The 19,568-nt window shown below is 43.4% G+C and carries 14 protein-coding genes; all 14 read right to left on the reverse strand.

The window, feature by feature from the left end; genetic code table 11:
* Positions 1 to 14: 14 nt before the first annotated feature.
* Entirely contained in the window at positions 15 to 1,571 is a 1,557-nt protein-coding gene (locus tag ACKTT9_RS28955; protein WP_407868670.1) for an extracellular solute-binding protein, read from the reverse strand.
* A gap of 29 nt (positions 1,572 to 1,600) precedes the next feature.
* Positions 1,601 to 2,452: a carbohydrate ABC transporter permease gene (locus ACKTT9_RS28960; RefSeq protein WP_407868671.1), complete on the reverse strand. Its 852-nt coding sequence runs from the start codon at positions 2,450 to 2,452 to the stop codon at positions 1,601 to 1,603.
* A gap of 14 nt (positions 2,453 to 2,466) precedes the next feature.
* Complete coding sequence (locus ACKTT9_RS28965) at positions 2,467 to 3,420, reverse strand: ABC transporter permease (RefSeq protein ID WP_407868672.1); 954 nt, start codon at positions 3,418 to 3,420, stop codon at positions 2,467 to 2,469.
* 108 nt (positions 3,421 to 3,528) lie between these two features.
* Positions 3,529 to 4,578: a response regulator gene (locus ACKTT9_RS28970; RefSeq protein ID WP_407868673.1), complete on the reverse strand. Its 1,050-nt coding sequence runs from the start codon at positions 4,576 to 4,578 to the stop codon at positions 3,529 to 3,531.
* Positions 4,575 to 6,356 (reverse strand): sensor histidine kinase, encoded by a 1,782-nt coding sequence (locus tag ACKTT9_RS28975; RefSeq protein ID WP_407868674.1) that lies wholly within the window; start codon positions 6,354 to 6,356, stop codon positions 4,575 to 4,577. The genes ACKTT9_RS28970 and ACKTT9_RS28975 overlap by 4 nt, the downstream gene beginning before the upstream one ends.
* Positions 6,357 to 6,489: 133 nt before the next feature.
* Positions 6,490 to 7,689 carry a GNAT family N-acetyltransferase gene (locus ACKTT9_RS28980; protein ID WP_407868675.1) on the reverse strand — a complete coding sequence of 400 codons (1,200 nt, stop codon included), beginning with the start codon at positions 7,687 to 7,689 and terminating at the stop codon, positions 6,490 to 6,492.
* 20 nt (positions 7,690 to 7,709) lie between these two features.
* The gene (locus ACKTT9_RS28985) at positions 7,710 to 9,155 is read right to left on the reverse strand and encodes a sulfatase (protein ID WP_407868676.1); all 1,446 of its coding nucleotides are present in this window, start codon (positions 9,153 to 9,155) and stop codon (positions 7,710 to 7,712) included.
* Positions 9,156 to 9,200: 45 nt separating this feature from the next.
* On the reverse strand, positions 9,201 to 10,466 hold the full coding sequence (locus tag ACKTT9_RS28990) for a TolB family protein (protein ID WP_407868677.1): 1,266 nt from the start codon (positions 10,464 to 10,466) through the stop codon (positions 9,201 to 9,203).
* A 13-nt stretch (positions 10,467 to 10,479) separates the two neighbouring features.
* Positions 10,480 to 11,919, reverse strand: coding sequence for a sulfatase (locus tag ACKTT9_RS28995; RefSeq protein WP_407868678.1), 1,440 nt, complete (start codon positions 11,917 to 11,919; stop codon positions 10,480 to 10,482).
* Positions 11,920 to 11,924: 5 nt separating this feature from the next.
* A complete protein-coding gene (locus ACKTT9_RS29000) occupies positions 11,925 to 13,448 on the reverse strand; it encodes an extracellular solute-binding protein (protein WP_407868679.1) in 1,524 nt (507 codons plus the stop codon).
* A gap of 37 nt (positions 13,449 to 13,485) precedes the next feature.
* Entirely contained in the window at positions 13,486 to 14,364 is an 879-nt protein-coding gene (locus tag ACKTT9_RS29005) for a carbohydrate ABC transporter permease (RefSeq protein WP_407868680.1), read from the reverse strand.
* Positions 14,364 to 15,281 carry an ABC transporter permease gene (locus tag ACKTT9_RS29010; RefSeq protein ID WP_407868681.1) on the reverse strand — a complete coding sequence of 306 codons (918 nt, stop codon included), beginning with the start codon at positions 15,279 to 15,281 and terminating at the stop codon, positions 14,364 to 14,366. The genes ACKTT9_RS29005 and ACKTT9_RS29010 overlap by 1 nt, the downstream gene beginning before the upstream one ends.
* A gap of 115 nt (positions 15,282 to 15,396) precedes the next feature.
* Complete coding sequence (locus tag ACKTT9_RS29015; protein ID WP_407868682.1) at positions 15,397 to 16,911, reverse strand: response regulator; 1,515 nt, start codon at positions 16,909 to 16,911, stop codon at positions 15,397 to 15,399.
* A 17-nt stretch (positions 16,912 to 16,928) separates the two neighbouring features.
* On the reverse strand, positions 16,929 to 19,562 hold the full coding sequence (locus ACKTT9_RS29020) for a histidine kinase (RefSeq protein WP_407868683.1): 2,634 nt from the start codon (positions 19,560 to 19,562) through the stop codon (positions 16,929 to 16,931).
* Positions 19,563 to 19,568: the final 6 nt, after the last annotated feature.

Here is a 19,568-nt window from a genome sequence, read left to right on the forward strand (position 1 = left end):
AGAATACGAAACGTTTATTTTTTATTTTTTTGATACCATTGGGTCGCCTCTTCAATTGCTTTGTTGCCGCCACGCGCTTGCCAGTCTGCAACGAATTTATCAAAGTAGTCGATACTTTCCTGGCCAACAATGATTTTCGCTGCCGTTTCCATAAACAATCCGTTTTTGGCGAGCTCAGGTTGCGACAACATAATGGAAGGAAGCGGCATATCAAGTCCATCATTCACCCGGCCTTCACTGTTTGCAACTTTCGCAGCGTTCGTAATCAGATCACCGTGTGGGCGGCCTTTCATGAAATCTTCGTTCGTGATATAGGGTTGGCCGGTAATTTGCAGGAACATCAAGTGCATATTTTCCTTGTTAATGCCATCCGCCGTTGTCTGATATTTATAGTCGATCTTCCCGTTGTTTACGGTATAGTCATCCCCCTCAATGCCATAAGTCAGGAATGTATTCGCTTCTTTCGAGTAAAACCAATTCAAAAATTTAATAACGTCCTCGGCTTTTTTACTGCTGGCAGGGATCGCATAAGCCGATCTGATCGGGGAAACAATGTCCGCTCCGCCTTTTCCGTCTGGACCAATGGGCGATGGGATGTTGATAATTTCAGCGGTAGGCTCCCCTTTCTGTACCTCGGCCAACCACTTGTCGGGATAACCCGGATCATGTATCCACATGCCTACACGTGCAGCGCCCTTAATCTTCGCATCCCAATCCTTGCCTTCTTGTACAAACACTTCATTATCAAGGAGCTTTTCTTTGTACATAGACTGATAAATTTTCAAAGCATCTTTCATTTCCGGCAAAATGAATTTAGGCACCAGTTTGTTATCTTTGTACTTCCAAGTACCCGCAGAGATTCCTTCGCCAGGATTGACATCATAGGCTCCAAAAAATGCCTCGGCAACTCTTAAATTTTTGCGTCCCGAAAATGGAATTTCATCCTTTTTACCGTTGCCATTCGGGTCCCTATCGCGAAATGCAGTCAATACATTGATGTATTCTTCTATCGTTTTGGGTACCTGTAAGCCAAGTTTATCCAGCCAGTCTTTCCGCATAAAGACAACCTGGTTACGCGTCGTGCCCGACATGGCCGGTATCGCATATATTTTTCCGTCCTTGCTTATTGTCGGGGAATCCCATACTTCTTTCGGGATATTACTTTTAAGATTAGGACCAAATTTATCGATCAGATCGTTCAGTTCCGTGAAAGCTCCATTATTTACAGCAGGTGAGGACACTTTCGTATTAATGGCTGATATTTCAAGAAGGTCTGGCAGTTTTTCATTGGCAGCAAGCAGTAAATTCAGTTTTTGATCAAAGTCCGTTGCCGGAATGATTTCGATATTGAGATTTGTTTTGGATAGTTCCTCCAGCTTTTTAACATAGATGTCTTCATTAATATTAGGAGAAGCTTCAACATAAGGAAGTGATCTGGAGTTCATTGTAATTTTTATGGAGGGAATCCCCTGTCCATCCGGCGAACTTTTGCCTTCCTCGGAATGATTACTACAAGCGGAAATCATGGCAGTAACCAAAAGTGTTCCAACTACTTTTTTGTTTGCTTTCATTCGGTCCCACTCCCCTGTTATCTTATTTGTTAACCTTTGACAGAACCAATCATGGCGCCTTGGATAAAATGTTTCTGGATCAAAGGATAAATCAATAAAATTGGCACAGTAGCAACAATAATCGTTGCCATTCGTATTCCTTCAATGGACATCAGCATACCTGATCCCATGCTGCCCGCATCATTCTCTACAAGTAGTTGGCGTAATTTCACTTGCAAAGTGAAAAGACCAGGATCTCTCAAGTACATAATGGCATTCATGTACCCGTTCCAATAACCAACGGCATAGAACAGGCCAATCGTCGTTAAAGAAGGTAAAGAAAGCGGCATAATGATTCTTCCAAAAGTATGAAATTCATCACATCCATCAATGGTTGCCGCATCTGTAAGTCCCTCCGGTATGCCTTTGAAAAAGGTTATCATGATGACCAGATTAAACGCGCTAATTAAGCCGGGAATAATGAGAGCGCTTAATGAATCCAATAGGCCGAATGACTTCACAACAAGGTAGGACGGAATCAGTGGAGCTGGAAAAATCATGGTGATAATAACCATAATCATGATGAAACCGCGGCCTTTTAAGTGGGACTTGGATAATCCATATCCCATCAGCGAAGTGAACAAAAGACTTAAGCAGGTGCCGGCAACCGTTACCCATACGGTGACACCAAAAGCTTTCCAAATCGCCTTATTATTCATCACAGCCAAGTAATGATCGAGTGTAAAGTTGACAGGAAAGATGGAGACCTTACCTTGCAGAATGGCCTGCCCGCTGCTGAAAGAGCCTGCCAATATGTTGAGGTAAGGAACAAGCATGAACAAGCTGATACCAGTCAGTAGGATCGCATTCATCATCGGGAATATAGATCGCCTTTTTCTCATCTCTTCACCCCTGTTTAATATAAGGTTTCTCCGGTCGTTCTTTTACTTATCTGGTTAAAACTGAGGATAAGCATCAAACCAACTACGGATTTAAAAATCCCGATTGCCGTTGTATAACTGTATTGCCCGCCTAGTAAACCAACGCTATAAATATACGTGTCGATAATCTGCCCTTTATCTGCAACGAGTGGATTGATCAGCATATAAATTTGTTCAAATCCTAAATCTAACAAATGTCCAATTCTTAGCAGGAACAAAATCATAATGGTTGGTAATAACGATGGCAATGTAATACTTATCATCTTGCGGAATCTGCCGGCACCATCTACGTCGGCTGCCTCATACATCTCGGTGTTGATGCTAGCCAGAGCGGCGAGATAAATAATGGCGTTCCAACCGACTTCCTTCCAAATACCTGAAGCAACGACGATAGATCGAAAAAATTCAGGCTGCTGCATAAAAAATTTTCGCTCCATCCCCAAAAATTCCAAAAGCTCATTGATAATGCCGTAATTTGGCGATAACACATTGATAACTAAGCCACCTACGATTACCCAAGACAAAAAGTGCGGGAGATAAACGATGGTTTGTACAGAACGTTTGAACCACATTTTCCTAACTTCATTCAAAAACAAAGCTAGTATAATCGGAGCAGGAAAACCAAACACAAGCTGATATATGCTAATGAGCACGGTGTTTTTGAGAATTTTCGCAAATTCAGGATACGTGAACAGCGTTTCGAAGTGCTTTAATCCAACAAACGGGCTTCCCATGATCCCTTTGTAAACATTGTAATCCTGAAAGGCAATCACACTTCCCAGAATCGGGACATACTTAAAGAGAAGGAAAAACACGATCCCAGGCATGATCATGCCGTATAATTGCCAATGTTTTAAATAATAAAGTCTGCTCCTTTTTCTTCTTGCTTCCATGTTAATCAAATGAATTGGGGGCGCTTTCGTATTCATGGGAACCTCCTGATGTCCTATTTGATAACTCCATACTAGAAGAAATCAGGAGGCACGTACATGGTATTCCTTCTGCTAGTTGTGTTTTTATAAGGTAATGTATGCGCTTTATTTTTGTGCCCGAAACTCACGTGGTGAAATACCGAAGTACTTTTTAAAGCTTTTCGTAAAATGGGGATAATCCGTATAGCCAATATGATCCGGGATTTCATAGGCCTTGCAATCAGGTTCGGATAATAGTTGCTTCGCCTTCTCCATACGCGTTTGAATGAGATATTGAGAAAAAGAGATGCCTGTACTCTGTTTAAATACCTGACTGAGGTAGGGGACGGATAATTTGACTTGGTCGGCGACCATCTGCAGGGAGAGTTCACTATTCTTATAATTATTTTCGATAAATGCGGTAACTTGTTTGATGCTCAGATGCGCGCCATAATTCCGGGTTTCACGCACCGCTTGAAGCCACGTGCTGATAATAAGCTTATTTAAAGCTTGTACTTCCTCCCTACTTTTTTCAAAAAGAATTGTTAATTTATTATCGTAATCAAATCTCTTGGCTCCGAAATCATTGCATAGACAGGAATAGATTCTGCTTAAAAGTTCAATGCTCCGCACTTTATACTGCGAATTCACTCCTTGGCGCTCTATCCATTTCTTATTAAAATCATCAATCGTCTTCATAACCTCGGTTTCATTCACATTCCATATGAAGTGTGCCATATTCTTCGCTTCCTCCGTACAATAAAGCAGCCACTCGCTATACTCGTTCAAATCAATCTGATGCTTTTCCACTTCGACTTTGACTTTATGTAAGGTTTGCCTGAGTTGTTCCGGCCGTATCGGTTTAAGCAAATAATCACTGACACCATAATGTATCGCTTCCTGAGCAAAACTAAAATCGCTGTAACCGGACAATATGATAAACTCGCAGTGAATTCCTAGTGATTTGATGTTTTTAATTAAGTCTAATCCATTCATCTGCGGCATTTTTATATCTGTAATCAGTAAGTCGGGACGAGCACTTTTAACCAGGTCAAAGCCTTCAACACCATTAGCCCCCTCGCCTATAACATCAAAGCCAAGAGAAGATTCCGAAACCAATTTACTTAAACTTTTCCGAATTAAAGCTTCGTCCTCAATAATGACGGTACGGATCATGCGGATTCATCCTTTCTTCCTTGTTCTAGAGGTATAACAACCTCCACGATGGTCCCGGTAGGATTCGATTTCGCGATGTGTAAACCGTAAGGGTAACCAAACGTCAATCGTAACCTGGAATGAACGTTCATCAAGCCGATATGACTATGTACGCCATCATTCCTATTGTCATGATCGTTGTATGGCTCTTTAAATGCCGAATTGAATCTGCCCCGTACGTCATCCGGCATCCCTCCACCGTGATCGGTAATCCTGATCACATATTTTCCATTCTGAATATCCCCTGTAAGCCTAATAAAATCAGGTGGAAGCATTTGATTCTCATAAGCATGAATAAAACAATTCTCGATTAAGGGCTGTATCGAAAGCCGGCAAATGGAAATCGATGAAGCAGCGGTCATGTCAAAAAGAAATTCACACGTTAATTCGGGAAATCTTTCCTTTTGAATTTCGAGATACGTACGGATATGTTCTAATTCCTCTGTCAAGTTGACAACTTGCATCGAATCTTTCATGCAATACCGAAACATATCGGCTAGTGCAGTAGCCATTCTACTAACAGGCATTACGCCTTGGAGAATAGCATGAGAATTAATAATCTCCAGCGTATTGTATAAAAAGTGCGGATTGATCTGGGACTGAAGCGCTCGTAACACAGACTCTTTTTGCCGCAGCAGCAAATCTTTCTCTCGCAATTGTCCGGCATGCACTTCCAGGATAAGGCGCCGAAGCTCCCCGATCATTTGGTTAAAGCCTACGAACAGGCTGCCTATTTCTTTTTCCCGGCGGTGCGGAGCTGCAAGGAGCAGATCCCCATCCTGTGCTTTGCGCATAAGCCTTTCCAAGATGCTTAGTGAATTGGTGAGATAAAAAGCATAGCCGCCAATAATGATACAGGCCACAAAAGTGATCATTAACAGAATCCAGATCGAATGGTCCCTTAGTACAATCAATCCTTTGCTAAACTCATGGATCGGGAATTCAGATACGATCGTCCAGCGAGTAGATTCAGAAGTATTGTAATTAACGATATTCGTTACCCCTTTTTCATCATGCAAAAAGGGTTCATCCGGTTTCAAGGCTTGTATCCCTTGGCTAAACCAATCCGGCATATTAGAGCCTAATTTGTCATAATGACCAGCGTCGTAAATAACACGATGGTTGGCATCGAGGATCCACAACTTTCCTTTCATACCGGTTTGAATGTTATTCACTTTATTCCATATTTCATTAAGCCTTATATTAAACACTAAAACCCCACTTGTCTGATACAGTGTGGTATCCGTAAACTTCCTCGTAATGGTAAGCAATGGAGTGTTATTCATCCATCGAATCCCCATGACATTGTAATTCCCCAAGTTTGTATTTCTTAGATAGCTTTCATAATCATCCTGACTTGGCAGCGCGACATGATTGGAGATTTGCAAACCATTAGCAGAGTAGATCGTTAGGGAATAAACTTCTGGACGACCAAATACAATTTGTTGGAGCAATTCATTTTGAATATCTCTAGTTAAAATAAACTGCTTGTAAGCTTGATCCGGTTGAAGAAGCATAAATTCTTTCACCAGCGGGTGAGCAATTAAAGGCATTGTGGATCGCTCCAAATCTTGAAAATAATCATTGATTTGATTATTTAGCTGCCTGACAAGCTGCTCATTAAATACTTTGGACACGTCCACGATGGTATCGGATGTTCGGTCAAACCAGATTTTTGAAAGTATCAGTGATGGCAGCAATAGAAATATAATAAATAAGGCAATCAATTTTTTCCTCACAAAAACTCACCGTCCACCGCCACATCATGGCTGAAATAGAAAGGAAAAATGACGACAATGACCCTTCCGCCCCCAATCGCTTGGGCAGAAGGGTCTTCTTTTTGTTGTCGCTACTTCGGTTATTAGCAAGCAATCAGAAATTATCGGCGTTCCAAAACACCGATGAAATTTCCGGGAAAAGTACACTTAGATATGGCATGCCCTCGGTAGACTGGTCTTCTAAGGTGCTGTATCCGTTCAAAAGCAGCATGATCCATTGAGCCTCGTCAAGCTGCAGCGAAATATTATACGCTGTAGACGCCAATGCCCTTACAACTTCCACCTCCTCCTCCCGCATGCGAATCATCAACTCCTGATCCCCAAGCCCCACCAGAAGCGCTGCAGGCAAAACCAAGTTGTCTTTTGCCTGGCCTTGCAGCATTCGTCGAGAAAATTCGGGAGCGAGCTTGCTAAGTAAACAGCCAAAATCAACAATTTTCCACATGCTATTGGTTTCTATTTGGAGATTGCCGTGTTGGCGGAAACATGCCTCTAGCGCGTGGCGATCAGGCAAATAAGCGCTTATGCTCGAATCTTCAGGATGCTCTGACACAGCTCGACATAGCAAAGAGCGCGCAGCCTCCTCATGTCCGGGCAAGCAGCAGCAATCCGCTAACTGCATCTGATTTCCATTGCTTTTTTTATATCGCAAAAAGGCTACTACAGTTCCCTCGGTTTCAGCCACCAGAAACTGATGGGGTTGGACCGTTTTCCATTGTTGCTGGCCGAGCCAATATGATTTCGGGCGGATAACGCTTCCGTACAGCTCTCTGTTCGCCTCTTCATACAACGCCATGATCGATTCAAGATCGGTATCTTCATACCTTCTTATCGCGTATAAGGTCAAATGATCAAGCTGCATGATGTTTTCAGCCTTGGCTCTCCATACTTTTTTCGAATAAGGAAACCAACCCACCTGCTCGTAAAAGGATAGAATATTGGTATTCAGAAGTGATAAATCGTAGCCATTTTGTTTCATATACTCCGATATCCTGCGTAGAATGCACTGTGCCAGACCTCGCTTTCTGTATGCAGGCAATGTGGCCACGCTGCCTATGCCACCAAGCTTTAATTCCAATGATCCGAAGCGTATGCGAAATGTGAACAACTGGATTGCCGCAGCTATTACGCCATCTACAACCGCAACCCACGTTGTATCTGTGGAATAGGTGCTATCAAACTCCAATCGATCTTGAAAGAAGCTTTTTCCTCGCGGAAAGACCGTATCCCATATCTCGTAGATTTCTTCCAATTCCTTATGTGAATGGACAGTTCGAACATGGATTTGTTCCATACTTCAGTACCTCCTTTCGTTTATGACATAACCTCCGTGTAGTCCTGTAGAAACCGGTCGTAGATTTGATTCGGCAATTCCAGCAGATCATTCGTAGCTTGCATATGCTCACTCAAATGCAGCAGCATTTGTTCAATTCGCTCGCGGTAACACTGCTCCTGAAAGGCAAGATTCTCTCTCTCCTGAGGGTCCTTGATTACGTTGTACAGTTCTATGTACGTTTCATTTTTAAACATATCGACGATCAGCTTGTAATCGCCTTCGACGATACAACGCCCAAAGTTGCCCCTTCCACCATTGCCATCGTATTGAATGAAGATTCTCTCGCGTCCTGTCGTATTGCCAGCAATTAATGGCATGAGTGATTGACCGGACATAGGAGAACTCAGCTGTATTTTTGCATAATCGCATAGGGTCGGCAGCACATCGATACTGCTGACCAATGAGCGGCAAGAGGTTACAGCCGGTTGGAAATCAGCTGGAAATTTCATAAACAGCGGTGTACGAACGGATTCTTCATACATGCACATTTTTTGCCACAATCCGTGAGAACCAAGCATTTCACCGTGGTCACTCGTAAAAATAATCAAACTTGTATCATAAAGATCTTCTCGCTTCAATTCCTCGATAATCTGGCCGACGCATTGATCCAGCAGCGAGACCAAACCCAAATAGACCTTCCATATTTGCTTCCAATCGTCCCTTGTGTATCGAGTTCCTATAGCGCCCGTCAAATTATATAACTGAAGCGGTGACTGAGTCCGGCACCACTCCCCGACATTCTCAGGCAAATCCACCGATTTGATCAAATCAAACCAAGGGGCGGGAATTTCTAAAGGGGGATGGGGAGCGTGGAACATCGCGTTAAGCAGAAACGGTTTACTGCGATCTCGATTTCGAATCGCTTCCACAGAGTCTCTGGCGATAAACTCGTCAATGAAGAATTCCTGACCTTCTTCGTACAAACCAACCGCAGGTATGGAATACGATCTAGGACGCGTTATCTTTCCATATGCCATTTCCGGCACGATCCCCCGATAATTCGGTCCACCAGGCACTCGTTTAAGATTTTCCTTCAAAAAAGCTTCGTACCTGCCCTCAAGTTTTCTCCAGTTCGTTTGGCTGTCAGGAGATTCATCCACGCCAGGTTTCATCCGCAGATGTTGTTTTCCGGTATGCCAGCTGTCCCACGTATGATCCATAAGCCTGTATAAATGGTCGATGTCAGGCCTTACCAGGGCGTACATATCCTCCCCCCGGTTAATTAAACAACCGTTTTCGTTAGGATACATGCCGGTAAAGAAGGCTCCGCGTGCAGGGACACAAATAGGAGAAGCGCAATATGCTCTTTCAAATACGATGCCGTCTTCCTTCAGGCGATTGATGTTTGGCGTATGGGCGCCGATGGCATCCAGTCTCAATTGATCCGCCATAATGAGGATGACATTCGGTTTTTCATTTCTCATCCGCGTAACCTCCATCTAAGCAAGTTTATGGATTCTATTTCCAACTTAGACCAAGCCCGACAAGTCAGCTATAAATACACGGCGGGTACCATCTACATATCCATTAAAAACAAGATGCTTATTGTCCGGCGCCCAAGCAGGGTGTGGATCAACGCGAAGCACGCCTGATACTTTCGTTCCCGGATTGCCGATAGGGATTCGTACGATAGTCGCTTCGCTTTTTTCCTGAAGATCGATAAGGCGCAAAGGAACGGTACCGTCACCGAAAGCCACTTTCTCGTGCTCATAGGAGTCGGTCACGATATGTCTTCCGTTAGGATGGACCGTCGGGTGCCCGGATCCTGGAATCGAGTCGATGATTTTGCCAATATTCGTGCCATCCTTATTCACTTGAACCAGATACAGCTGTTTGTCGCCATCGAGGCACAAATTCATCGAAAGCCGCTCGCCGTCAGGATACCAATTAATATGATGGCCTCCCTTATCCCATTGTTCTGGGCCTACTGCAACACGGATATCACTGCCATCCGCCTTCATCGTGATAACCCAGTACTTCAACCCTTGAGAAATCATGTTCCACGGCTGCTCCTGTTCCGTATGAAACCATCTCATCGTAAACAGGATGCGATCGCCTTGCGGATTAAATTTGCAATGAAATCCATAACATTCGCCATGCTCATACAAAGCCTTATCAATAGACGGTTCGGCACGATCGAATACATCCTTTATCGAAACCAGCAGCTTCCTCTCCCCGGTTTCCGTATCCAGGGCATAGAGACCATCGTCATCTCGAAAACCGTAGTTGCGCGGAATTTGCTCATCAGGAACGATAATGCCGTATCCTAATTGCGTTCGCCGCATCCTCTTCGGACAAGCGGAAATAATCGTTTTGCCATCCGGAGATATTCGGTATATACTTCCCGGCATCAACCGCTTTTCTCCGGTATGCGGATTTAAACGTACGCAAAGCGGTTCCCACGTCGTCGTATTCACATCATTGTAAAAAATGGAGTTGTCATCCGCTCCCCAGTTGATATTAGCTCCAAGCTGCGGCTCCCAGCCGCATGTTTGCGAGACAACCCGCTCTTCTGCCGTATGTAAATCGACGAGTACGATGTTGGCCGCTTCTCCCGGCTCAGGAAGACGATGCTCCTGAGGCATCTGCAGCAAGGCGACATAACGCCCGGACGGACTCACCGGCGATGTATCAAAAAACCGGTGAAAACAGCCCTCTGTTCGTGGCGTTATACATTTTACAGGGACAAGCGGACTAAAATCGGTGTATGCGGGAAAATGCTCAGAAATTTTCAAATAAACCACTCCTTTAATTAGCGTTTCGCTTGGCTAAATCGATATCGATATCCAGTGCAAGATGATCACCTGTTCGTTTCATATGTTCCTTCAGCATGGCGACAAGCTCGTTCAATTCATGGGCATGATCGCCGGAAACGGCCAAATTCGTTGTCTCCTGCGGATCGTTCACGACGTCGTATAGTTCCAGAAACGTTTCGTCCTTGAACAGATCGACGATCAGTTTATATTTCCCTTTGACGATACACCGTTGGAAATTTCCTAATGACCCGTTTCCGTCATATTGAATATAAATGGCTTCCCTGTCTTGTTGCCCACCATGAATCAGCGGCATTAAGGACTTGCCGGACAAAACTTCAGGCTTATCCAAACCGAGAAATTCGCATAATGTCGGTAAAACATCCATCGAGCTGACCGTCTCATTCACTTCACGGACCGCAGGATCAAACGTTTTTGGAAATTTTATCCATAATGGTGTTCGCACCGATTCCTCATACATACAAAATTTTTGCCATAAACGATGGGATCCCAACATTTCCCCATGATCGCTGGTGAAGATGATGAGCGAATTGTCGTAAAGGTTCTGCCTCTTCAACTCATCAATCACACGGCCGACGCCATCATCGAGCAAGTTGACCAAACCGAGATATTTGGCCCAGATGGACCGCCATTCCTCACGCGAGTAACGGGTTCCCAGCACGCCTGTCAAATTGTACATTTGCAAAGGCGATTGGTCCGGATACCAGACTCCGACATTGTCAGGCAGTTCGATCTCTTCCTCCCCGATCATGGAATACCATGGCTCTGGAAGGTGATACGGCGGGTGAGGAGCCAAATACATGGCGCTTAAAAACAATGGTTTCTCCGTGTTTCTAGAAGTAATAGCCTCTAATGAACGATTAGTAATGTATCCGTCAAAAAAATAGTCCAACCCTTCCGTATAGCGGTCCATTGCGGGAATGGAGTAGCTTTTGACCGTGGTACGCTGACCGCTTACCATTTCAGGAACAAGCCCCTTGAACCTCGGACCTCCTGGAGCTTGTTTCCCATGCTCCTTCAAGTACTCCGTGTAATTGTCTTCAGTATCCCAATGGGTTAGCGATTCAGCTTGCTGTTCAGGCTTAACCGAATAAAATAAATGCTGTTTCCCGGTATGCCAGCTGTCCCAATCTTGCTCCATCAGCTGATACAGATGGGGAGTCCCTTCCTTAACCATCCCGCTCATCCGATCCTGCTGCGCCCAAGGGTTGATCAAGCACCCGGTTTCGTTGGGATACCTCCCCGTAAAGAATGCTCCCCGGGCGGGGACGCATATCGGAGAAGCGCAGTAGGCTCTGTTGAAAACAACGGAATCCTTTTTTAAATCATTTAAGTTAGGCGTATATGTTCCTATGGCATCATATCTCAATTGATCAGCCATAATGATAATCACGTTAGGCTTTTGCTGCGTCATGGGATCTATTTCCCCCATTTCTTCGTATTTTGTTCGACGGCTGCAGTCAGCTTGCTTAACCCGGCATCATTCATCTCTTTCACATATTGAGCCCAGTTTGCGTTAATATCCTTGGCCCCCGTCACAAAATTGATCATCCATTCATTGTATTTTTTATCAATGGACGGCACTAAATCTTTCGAGGTTCCGTAAGTCAAGGCTGTAAACGGCGGTGCAATACCGGATTTCAAGGAGTATTCCACGTTTTCCTTCAATGCGCCTTCTACGTCTTGTGCCGCTAACGAATAATCTGTGGTCATGGCTGTTAAGTGCCCCAATGACGGAATGATGTCCCGTTCATAGAGCGCCGTTCTAACCATCTTGCCGTTTTCCATTTTATAATGGACCCCTTCTATTCCGTAGTTGAGTATCTTTATCCCTTCTTCAGAATGGGTATAGTCAATGATAGCGGCAACTCTTGCCAGAAAATCTTCATCCCTGTCTTTCTTAATGACAACAATAGGCTCCGTATTGCTAGCATCTACTCTCCCCGTATCTCCAGCCGGCCCTTTAGGCATCGGAATGAGCAGCGACAGTTTGGCATTTTTATTGGATTCTGCCAAATCCTTTTCAATCGCCACGTATCTTTCCGTAGGAGCGACGATGACCCCGGCACTTCCGGTGATAAATTTAGACTTGGCTTGAGCTTCATTCGAGGTAAACACTTCCCGGTCGATTAAACCTTCGCCATACAATTCACGAGCAAATTGCAGGAAGGATTGATACTGCGGCATAACAGCTTCATAGGACCATTTGCCGTCTACTTTCCCCCAGTTGTTAGCTCCGGTAAAGCCAGTAGATAAACCCAGAAATGCCCCATATCCGAGCGCAAACGTTACGGGCACAGTATTGGCGCCACCCATTTTATTGTCTTTGAAAGCCTTGAGCACCGATTTGAATTCGTCCATCGTCGTGGGCTTCTTCAATCCAAGTTGATCCAACCAATCTTGACGAATCACCATGACATTGGGAACGACGGAGGCTTTGCGAGACGGTAACTGAAATACCCCGTTCTCCTCACGGAATTCCTCTGTCCCGGGTCGGTCTATATAGGACTTCAATCCTTTCAAGTCATACTTATCGGCGTACTCTGTGAAATTCATCAAGAATCCGTCTTCCTTCAGCTGGCTGTAAATATGCGCTCCAGAGCTAAGCGAATATCGAAACACATCCGGCATATCACCTGCCGCAATTTTTAGCTCCAGGTTTTTCTGGTATTCTTTGGCCAAGATCCGTTCTACTTTAATATTCACATTAAATTTTTCGTTCAAATATTTGATAATGGCGTCATCGGGTTGAATATCGCGTGGTCCCCATTGGAACCACTTGATGTCATACTTCTTCGCTAAACTTATTTTACCGGTTCCTGCAGCGGAATCCGGATTCTTGGTACCAGTAGACTCCGGATTTGCAGAGTTATTCGAACACCCGAACAGAGAAATCGCCAATACGGGGATTAGCGTTAGAGCGGTTATTTTTCTTGCAATCATACATAAACACCCTTTCTTGTCTCTAAGTTTTGGAGAACTAACCTTTCAAAGACCCCATCATGATGCCATTTACGAAAAATTTTTGTAAAAAAGGATAGACCGTGATAATTGGCAACAAAACCATAACGATATTCGCAAAACGAATTGTCTCTGCACTAAAACCTTCTTCTCCCGATTCAGCCAGCATAATAGATTCCAAATCCTGTGTACTGGTAATCATTTTTTGCAAATATTCCTGAACTGTTTTTAACTCCTTGTCGGTAATAAAAAAGACCGATTGCATATAGGTGTTCCAGAAGGACACCATGAAAAACAATCCGATTGCCGCCAATATCGGCTTGGATAACGGTAAAACAATCGTAAAGAAGATACGGAAATCATTACAGCCGTCGATACGGGCTGCCTCCTCCAATTCTTTCGGGAACTCCATAAAAGTTGATCTCATAATAATTAAATAAAAGGTATTGATCATATAAGGGAGTATATATACGGCAAAATGATTGATTAGCCCTAGCTCCTTGTAATTCATATAATCAGGAATTAAGCCGGCATTCATGAACATCGTCATGACGATCAGAAACATAATGATTTTGGAACCTTTGAACGGCTTGGATAATCCGTAAGCGGAATATGCGGTCATAAATAACGCGACGACCGTACCTATTACCGTAATTAAGAACGTCACCCTGAGATGGATGAAGATTGTACCGTCTTGAAAAACCTGTTTATACGAAGCTAAAGTGGGCATAGTTACAATCATTTTGAAGCGCGAAGTTAAGTACTCGGATTCCGACATGAAGGAAGCAACTACGGTCTGCCAGAATGGATAAAGCATGATGGCGCACAACAATAACATGATGATGATGTTCAATGTATCCCCTGTTGAATGTTTACGAACCAGGCTCGTATTAGCCATCAGATAATCCCCCTCTGCCCAATAACTTTGGCCAACCGATCCGCCGAATAAACGAGAATAGCTGCCACCAATGTTTTGAAAAGCCCGGCCGCAGTGGCTAAACTATGTTTGCCTTCTTGAAGCCCTACCCGAAATACATAGGTATCGATAATATCTGCCACGCTTGTGACCATGGGATTACTCATCACCAGAATCTGCTCAAAACCTACATCAAGTAAATGACCGATATTGATGATGAACAGCACCACGATCGTTGTTGAGATGCCTGGCAGCGTAATATGCCACAACTGCTGTGAACGAGAGGCACCGTCAACACGGGCTGCTTCGTACAGCGACACATCGATGCGGGTCAAAGCAGCCAAATACAAGATGGTTCCCCAGCCCATCGTCTTCCATACCTCCGACGCAACCAGAATCGCGCGAAAATATTCCTTGCTCCCCATAAAGTAGATCGCCTCGTGACCGAACCCTTTCACAATTTCATTGACTAGCCCATCATGGACAGATAATAAACTGTAAATGATTCCTCCTAGGACCGACCAAGAAATAAAATGGGGAAGATACAAGATAGACTGGCTAACTCTTTTGAAAATTGCGTTTCTCAAACCGTTCAACATCAACGCTAAAATGATTGGCGCCGGAAAACCAAACAAGATCTTATAGAAACTGATAATCAATGTGTTGGCCAGCGCTTGTTGAAAATCGGTCGAATGGAATAAGGTCATAAAATGGTCAAATCCGACCCATGGACTTTGCTCCAAAGGACGTGTAATTCTATAGTCCCTGAAGGCGATCTGGATAAAGTACAAAGGTTTGTACCTGAAAACAAAGTAGTACAGGATAGCCGGGATAATAAAAAGAAAGATTTGATACTTAGCATACAGCCCCTGAATTTTATCCATTTTGTTTAGCTTCATCTTATCTCCCCTTTGGTTGTAACCGCATACATTTCATGATCCAAGTATACGTTTACCTACCAATGAAAAACAGAAGGTGAAAACCGGATAAAAGGTGGGTTATTTTACAATCCTATTACCCTCCATTGAATTTGTTATGCTTACGATACTCCCTTGGCCCCGTATTTTTTATTTGTGTGAACAGCTTGCTGAAATGCTTCTCATCCGAATATCCTACTTCATTGGCAATCTCGTAAACTTTCATTTCCGTTCCAACTAGCAATGTACATGCTGTCTCGATCCGTTTGGTCATTATATATTTGGAGAATGTCATGCCGGTGTACTCCTTGAACTTCGAGGATAAGTAGCCGGTGCTGAAATAAAACTGCTTGGCGACGTCCTCCAGGATCAAGTTGGTCCTATACATCTCATCCACGTATTCTTTTACAGCCGCTATGCTTTCGCTCTTCTGCAGCTGCATTCTATGACTAGCCGTAACGCATCTCTCTTTTATAAAAAGGATCATGTAAGCTTCCAGCTCCACGAGCGAATCAAATTCATGCAAAGAATTGAATGCCATCTCATGATCTTTCGTCATTTTTTCAAATTGTGCAGCGATTTGGACACATAAGTACTTCATATCCGATAGCGTTATTTGTTTGTTTACGCAGGCTTCGGCAAATACCATCTTCATCCAGCTGATCAGATTAATATCGTCTCCCGAATAGACCCAGTTGACCCAATGCATATCGGGAATCCTGCTAAAATTGAGGCTTATATCCTGTCCACGCCAATCTTCGTAAAACAATAGAGATCGTTCCGAGTTTTCCGGATCTCCGTGTCTCAGATAATCGATCGTCTTCATCGCTTCTCTGTACAATTGAGGAATCTCCGCTACTTGAGGCTTGAAACTGCTAATTCCGACTTTGTAGGCGGTGATCGCATTATCGTTTAACTGCGTCTCCAGTATGCGGATCGATGTAACCAATTTCTGATGAAAGAACTGTTTCTCTTCTTCGGCCATATACAATATAAGGTGAACATAACCGTTCCCCTGTTTCATCAAAAGCTTTAAAGGGAGCGAGATTCGGCTAATAACATCCGGGAGCACGGATGGAAGCGAAGGAAGCCAGATACTAGCTACATAATAATAAGATTCCTGCGCAGCTTGATTAAGCTCGATTGGTGTGATTCCCTTCATTAATTGCTGAAATAGATAGTCATTTTTCAGCAACAGAAGCTGATTATATTTCCTGGTCTCATCCAATCTGTGGGACAAAGCTTGATGCAGTTTCTTTAAAGATTCCTCCAGCTCCGGAAACATATAAAGTTTAATGATGTAGTCGAACGCGCCTTCCTGAATGCCCTTTTTGGCATATGCGAATTCGTCGTAGCCACTGAGGAGGATAACCTCGGTATCGGGATGCTCATACTTAAACTTCTCCAACACTTCAAGTCCGGACATGACAGGCATATGGATATCCATAATAACGGCTTGAGGCTTATGCGCTTGGAAAAGTTCTATGGCCTCTTCCCCGTCAGCAGCCGCCGCTACCACCTCGAATCCCAGTCCCTCCCAATTTATAGAGTTTTGCAACCCATCTCTGATTATTTTCTCATCATCTACGATCATCAGTGTAAACTTGTCCATCGCTCCAGCCTCTCCATTTACAAAATAATTTTCATTCTAACTTGTGTGCCTGCCCCGTATACGCTCTTGATTTCTAATCCGTAGGCCTCGCCAAATTCGAGGTTCAACCTTTCGTGGACATTGGATAAACCACAATGAACAGATTGTTTGTTATTGCGCATCATCTGAATGGTGTTTGCCAGCTGATCCGGATCCATTCCTTTGCCGTCATCTTCGATCATGATCATTAAGTTTCCACTTTCCATTTCGCTGGAGATTTTGATCGATAATAACTGGTTTTTCTCCATCGCATGATGAATAGCGTTTTCGACAATCGGCTGAAAAATAAACTTAGGAATTAAAACTTTATAGTAAACTTTGTCCACTTCAGCGTAAAAAAGCAGCTGCCGATCGAACCGAATGTTCTGAATTTGCACATAATGATGGACATGCTCGAGTTCCTCCTCAAGGGTTACCAAATCCCTTGACCCGGATAAGCCGGATTTCAAAAACTTGGCCGTTGCAACAAGCATGCTGCTCGCTTCCTCCGACTTCCCTGTTCTGAGCAGCAGCATGATGGATGTGAAAATATTTTGAAGAAAGTGCGGGTTAATTTGCGACTGCAACGCTTTAAACAAGAGCTTGTTGATTCTTTTCTCCATAGCCAGGTTTTCGTTTTCTTTCCTGACTAATTCCGTCGACAATCCCTCCAGCCTGCTTAACATCTTGTTGAACGTGACCGCCAGAACGGCGAATTCAAAATCATGTTCTGTTTCACGCAGCCGAATGGATTGATCTTGCGGATAGGTCTCCATCAGATGAATGGCCCTGCGTATAGGCGCAGTCATTCGCTTTCCTGCTAACATCGAGATGATAATAATGATGGCTAATACACAGCCAATCTCAAACGAGTATAACAGGATAAAAATATAATGCTGCTCTTCCCAAGACACCGGAACAAACAAACCCAAGTTCCATTCTTCCTTGTCAACAATAGGGATCGTAGAGAACAACGTTTGTACACCTTTTACGGTTATGTATTTATAATCAATCGGATCGCCTATCATTTCCTTAGCGTGATTGCGAATATATTCCGTATAGGGATGATCCATGGGTGAACTGATCATTTGGAGATTTTCGCTGCCAGTTTTACGGTTCATGAGAACTACGGCCGATGTACCGCTTGCATGCTGCTGGTTGTCCAGCACACTGTTAATTCCGAATTCAATATATCCCATATACTTGAACAGGTTCGACTTATCGACCTTACTGCCTAAGTATTTTATTTCCTTTTTCATCACGAATAAAGGTTGCTCAGGAGCAACCGACGGTGTATTTTTCGAATTCGAGAATACAAGCCGGTGATTGGCATCATAGATGGAAATGTAACTTAAGCTCTTATCGATGATACCTTTCCTGATTAAAATATCTGCAAATTCCTTAGTCCTTGGCAACGATTCTCCGTTTACTTTGACCATTAGCTCCTGTATCTCTCCGTTAAGAATCAAATACCTCATATAGGAGTGATACGATTGCAAGTTATTTTCAATGTTTTTAGCGGTTTGCTTGAAAAGTTGGATGTGATCCTGCCGGGTGTTCGCTTCAATAATTTGCACAAAATAATGATAGGAAATCAGTATGGTGCAAAGGGTAGGAATCATAATCATCGAGAAAAACAGAAACAGCTTTGTATAGGCGCTGGAATGCTCTTTGTAGGTCGTAATATAGCGGTGAATCGAATCACGCTCTTCAAATCCTTTGACCTGCTTGAGTTTCGATATGAAATCATAAACAGGTCTCAGAATTAACCCCGAGTTGATATGGGAAATGACTGCAAATAGGATGAAAATCATCAAACCGTAACCGACCAGCCGCCAAATGATTTGATTGATGCTGCGGTCAACTTGACTAATCTCCCTCCATAAAATGTACCTGTCCCCCTGTTTATTCATGATCGAGACAATATGATTTTCATACCGCGATGTATGAATAGCCCCCGAGTCCGGGAGCTCCATGAATGGTTTGTCAGGAACCGCTTCGAGCTTCGCTTGTTCCCCATAAACCACTTGATTTTTCGCGTTAATCTTGATTAATTTCAGATCGCTTTGCTCGAGCAGCTTCTGATAATCCAATATCGCAATGATGTAGGCGCCATCTTGTATCGGTGCAATGAGTAAGTTTTCTTCATAAAAATCGCTTTGTCCATATTTCCCATCTTCTTTCAATTGCGTCCATATGTATTCATTGATCGATTGAGAAGCCGCTTTTTCATCCATGTTGTCTGTATAGGAAATCACTTCATCCGCCAAGGAAGTTCCTATTAATACTTGATTCTGGTACAAAAAGAGACCTTTGAACTCTCTATTCGAATACAGAAACGTCCGCAGCTCGGAATTGAAGTCAAAGGCCTTTTTTATTAACATATTGTCGTCTGTGATAGCGTTATCATAATAAAAATGAAAGTCATCCATAAATAATTGGAATTTTTCCTTGCTTTTATAAATGGCATTGTCCATCGTTTCTAGATTAATAGACAGTTCGCTTTCGTTCGAAAGCATCATGTTGCTGATATTCAAATGTTTGGAAACAAGATAACTAATGAAGGAGGAAATTGCCATGAAAGCAAGCATAAATCCCAAAAACAGCGCATTTAACTTCTTTCTGAATGACATGGAATT

The sequence above is a fragment of the Paenibacillus sp. P36 genome, from assembly GCF_045866505.1.
Classification (GTDB): Bacteria; Bacillota; Bacilli; order Paenibacillales; family NBRC-103111; genus Paenibacillus_E; species Paenibacillus_E chondroitinus.

What these genes read in the sequence shown, in the direction of transcription:
- ACKTT9_RS29020 (WP_407868683.1), bottom strand. Translation starts at nt 19,562, where the DNA reads ATGTCATTCAGAAAGAAGTTAAATGCGCTGTTTTTGGGATTTATGCTT.
- ACKTT9_RS28965 (WP_407868672.1), bottom strand. Translation starts at nt 3,420, where the DNA reads ATGAATACGAAAGCGCCCCCAATTCATTTGATTAACATGGAAGCAAGA.
- ACKTT9_RS29010 (WP_407868681.1), bottom strand. Translation starts at nt 15,281, where the DNA reads ATGAAGCTAAACAAAATGGATAAAATTCAGGGGCTGTATGCTAAGTAT.
- ACKTT9_RS28995 (WP_407868678.1), bottom strand. Translation starts at nt 11,919, where the DNA reads ATGACGCAGCAAAAGCCTAACGTGATTATCATTATGGCTGATCAATTG.
- ACKTT9_RS28985 (WP_407868676.1), bottom strand. Translation starts at nt 9,155, where the DNA reads ATGAGAAATGAAAAACCGAATGTCATCCTCATTATGGCGGATCAATTG.
- ACKTT9_RS28980 (WP_407868675.1), bottom strand. Translation starts at nt 7,689, where the DNA reads ATGGAACAAATCCATGTTCGAACTGTCCATTCACATAAGGAATTGGAA.
- ACKTT9_RS28970 (WP_407868673.1), bottom strand. Translation starts at nt 4,578, where the DNA reads ATGATCCGTACCGTCATTATTGAGGACGAAGCTTTAATTCGGAAAAGT.
- ACKTT9_RS29000 (WP_407868679.1), bottom strand. Translation starts at nt 13,448, where the DNA reads ATGATTGCAAGAAAAATAACCGCTCTAACGCTAATCCCCGTATTGGCG.
- ACKTT9_RS28955 (WP_407868670.1), bottom strand. Translation starts at nt 1,571, where the DNA reads ATGAAAGCAAACAAAAAAGTAGTTGGAACACTTTTGGTTACTGCCATG.
- ACKTT9_RS29015 (WP_407868682.1), bottom strand. Translation starts at nt 16,911, where the DNA reads ATGGACAAGTTTACACTGATGATCGTAGATGATGAGAAAATAATCAGA.
- ACKTT9_RS28960 (WP_407868671.1), bottom strand. Translation starts at nt 2,452, where the DNA reads ATGAGAAAAAGGCGATCTATATTCCCGATGATGAATGCGATCCTACTG.
- ACKTT9_RS29005 (WP_407868680.1), bottom strand. Translation starts at nt 14,364, where the DNA reads ATGGCTAATACGAGCCTGGTTCGTAAACATTCAACAGGGGATACATTG.